Below are 3,582 nucleotides of genomic sequence, written 5' to 3' on the forward strand. Positions count from 1 at the left end.
CAGTCGCGGCGCAGGCGCAGGCCGAAGCGCGGACAGTAGAACACCTTCTTGCCGTCACTGCTTGCCAGAAGGGACGCGTAAATTTCCGGGGCTTCTCCATCAATGATCTCATCGATGAAGACCTCATATGTCACGTCGTGGTCCGTATCCGGAATGACCTGCCCCCGGCAGACGAATTGCGCCATATGGCCCGGCATCGGTTCGAAGACATACCCGTCACGTTCGGTCAGCAGGCCGGCGGCCGCTGCGTAGAATTCCAGTGTCTGCACGGCGGCCTCTGCCATGAGCGTGCCGGGCATACAGGGATCGTTGTGGAAATGACCCTCATAGAACCAGGCATCGACGGGTACATGCGCGCGGGCTTTCAAATATCCCCTGCCCCACGGCCCGCCATGGGGGTCAAAGGCTTCGACATCATCGAAGAGAGCCAGCCTGTCGTCCGGCAGACGGATCGGACGTGACTGCGCGGCCGCCAGTTCGAACCCGTCGCCAAAGCATGCCCAGGCATTACCGACACGGTAAGCGTCCAGATCCTTGGCACTGAAAGCTCGCTTCCGGCTCGCGCCCTCGGCGGCAAATGGCGCGGGGTCTGCGGTAGGCGGTGAATCCTTGGCGGGATCCCACATGACGCCCTTTCCGGAGGCAAGTTCCTCATCGCTGAAGAAGCCGGCCTGACCGTTTCGCACGGAGAAGACGCGGCGGTCGCCCGCCATACAATCATACTGGAAGAAAAACATGCGGACACCGGCGAGTGTCGCCTGCCCGGTGATCTCGATCTGGAAGTGTAGCGTCTCACCGGGCTCTGGCAGGCCGCCCTCATGGAATGTGATTTCGCACCCCAGAAGGCGATAGACCCGGTCATCCTGGTTCTTGAAGTCCGCCCCCATCCAGCCAATCAAGGTCAGGTCAGCTTGCCCGCTTTCGATCAGCGGACCGGGCCGGATCCGGCCATCATGGATGAACCATTGATCCGGCTTCAAATCGGTTTCGGTCCAGATGATGCCGGTACTCTCGACTCCGGCCTCTGCATCGATTCCGGTGATCCGGTCGACGAGCAGCAAAGGGGGCGCTGGCAGGCGCACCTGACGAGCATATTGGTCCTGCGGTTTGAATGCGGCACCGAAGAAGTCAGACATCTTCTCACGCGTGGATTTCTCGATCTCGGGATAGTTCCAGTGCGGTCCTGCGGGTGATCGCGGCAGAAGTGGCTCTGTTCCAGCAGTCACCTTGCGCGGCGCAGGCATCGGTCGGTCTGCCGGCGGCGCGGGGAATGGCACCTGCGTGGTGCTGACTTTTGAATCGCATGGCGCAGGATAGTTCACGGCGGCCAAAATCGGCGCAACCGGCATCCGGCTTGTTGGGATTAGGGCCGGAACAATAGGCTTGGCGTAAGGGACATCGCGTGTCAGCGCCCAGGGCGCAGGCCGCACGGTCCTGTTGCGTCGCGCGGCGTCGAGCGCGTCTGCGACGGGCTTCATCTTGGGAGCGCGCCCGTCCGCGAACAGGAAGGCGGCGAGGTCGGCGACCTGTCCCAAGTCCGCTGTTTCAATGCGGTCGGTGGCGACCGCATTGTAGTCCTTGCCTTCAAGAATATTGCCAAGTGCTGCGGTCAGCGTGTCGCGCGGGCCAAGCTCCACAAAGGTGCGCACGCCATCTTTCCATGCCTGTTCGACCGTAGGCGGAAAATCTACTGTATCGATGGCCTGCCGGGTTAGCATATCTGCCGAGGTTTCGCTGGTCGGCTCATAGGCGGCATTGACGGCATTGGCGTAGAGACGCACCCCGCCCCCATCATGCATCTTGCGTGTATGCAGCTTGCGCCACGTCTCCGCGAAGGGTTGCATGGCCTTGGCATGCACAATCAGATGCTGGTGCATCTTTGCGCCGCTGCCGGGCCCAAGAGATTCGCAGATCTTGCGACAGGCCTCAGCCGGGCCACCGATCATGCAGTCTGTTCGCGAATAGATGATCGTAATCTCGACGCCGGTATGTTTGGCGACTTCACGCTTCACGGCATCAACCGGCGCCTGGACACGCCAATTGGTCCAGTCCGCCGGGACGTTCGGGCCCCACGCCTCTTTTGCCGTTTCGAACTCGCCGCCGATATGGCGCTCATACATGGCGGCATCGGAAATCTCGTCCAGCAGAGCGCCGGGATCACGCCAGAAGCCGAAAGCGAACAGCGCGTTGCTCTCGCCAAGCGACAGGCCGAGCGCCGCATCCGGCTTGAGACCGAGAAGGTCCAGCAACAGGATTGCGTGTGCCTGGCTCATCAGCGTGCCAGCGCACAATTGTTCAAATTCCGTTAGGCTTGCCTTGGCGAGCAGTGGGGCGATCTCGTCCGCCTTGTCGAGTTTGGCGAGACGCTGGCGCAATTCCGGGAAGGCCGAGAGCAGACCACGTCCCATGCGGGGATAAACGGCCGCAGATCCAGTGAACATGAAGGCGAGTTCGCCCTCAGGCTTGCCTTCGCCAAAGTGGACGCCGTCGCCGACAGGGGCTTTGCCCTGCTCCAGCATTTGCTGCGCAGAATCCAACTGTTCCGCGAGCGCTTCCTCAGTGGGCGCCACTATCGCAATACGGCATTTGCCCCTGCCCCCGGCCTTGCCGGATGCCATGCGCGCGGCGAGCGTCGCTTTGTCTTTTGCCGAGGCCCAGAACAGGAAGGGTGTCGGCCGCAGCGCATCTGGTATGGGCACCGCATCCGCAGGATCGAATGTGACGGAGCCAACGGTGTTGAGCTGCGTTGCTGCAACCGAGATGTCGACCGGAAGAGACGTTTCCCGTATGTCCGGCACCGCGCCTTCCGCCGTCAGCACATGCCCCCGTGCGCAGAGCTGCGCTTGCAGGGCCAGTTCGAACACGACCGAGGCGCAAGGAGCCTTGCCGAATACGCGATTTATGACGCCTGTTTCGGACGCTCCGCCCTTAGACCAGTTGACGTCATGGAGAGACCCGAAGTTCCGATTCGATGCGGCTTCAGCGTCGTCTTTTCGCTTCAGGACGATGGCCGCAGCCTGGTCACCAGGTCGCACTGTAATGCCGATATCTGCGAGCGCAGCGGCACGAACCGGTTCGGTCGCAAAGTCTGCTGCGGCCACGATGGCCATATCCAGCTGACCCAAGCGCAGCGCTTCGACGGCGAGGTCCAGCGCGGCAAGGCCGGAAGCCGCCTCGGCAGACACCGAGAACCCCATGCCCTGGAAATCATGCGCATAGGTCACGCGATTGGCGGTCATGTTCGCCATGGCACCTAGAACGGTGGCTGCATGAAGCGGTGGCGCAATGAGGGCCTGCGCAGTGGCAAGCTCCTCGGAGTTCCGGGATAATCCTGCCAGATTTGCCAAGCGTTCTCTTAACAGCCAACGCGCCGAATCTGACGCACAGCCCATGCCGGTAAAAATGCCCACCCGATCGGATGCGACAGGCTTTACCGATTGCAGCGCTTCTTCCACCACATCGACAATGGCGAGCTGCTGAGGTTCCGCCTCAAGCAAATCCGTTGGCGGAGTTCGCGCAGTCTTCGGATCTGCGCCCACCTTTCGGCAGGCTGTGGCAGGCTTTATCGGCTGGTTCATGATG

At 61.7% G+C, this 3,582-nt stretch carries 1 protein-coding gene; it reads right to left on the minus strand.

Annotated features, from left to right (window positions below; genetic code table 11):
- The coding region (locus B4F73_RS11040) for a beta-ketoacyl synthase N-terminal-like domain-containing protein (protein ID WP_290483268.1) at positions 1–3,578 on the minus strand (3,578 nt) is incomplete at its 3' end.
- Positions 3,579–3,582: the final 4 nt, after the last annotated feature.

The organism is Hyphomonas sp. UBA3601 (genome assembly GCF_002375605.1).
In the GTDB taxonomy this organism is placed as follows: Bacteria; Pseudomonadota; Alphaproteobacteria; order Caulobacterales; family Hyphomonadaceae; genus Hyphomonas.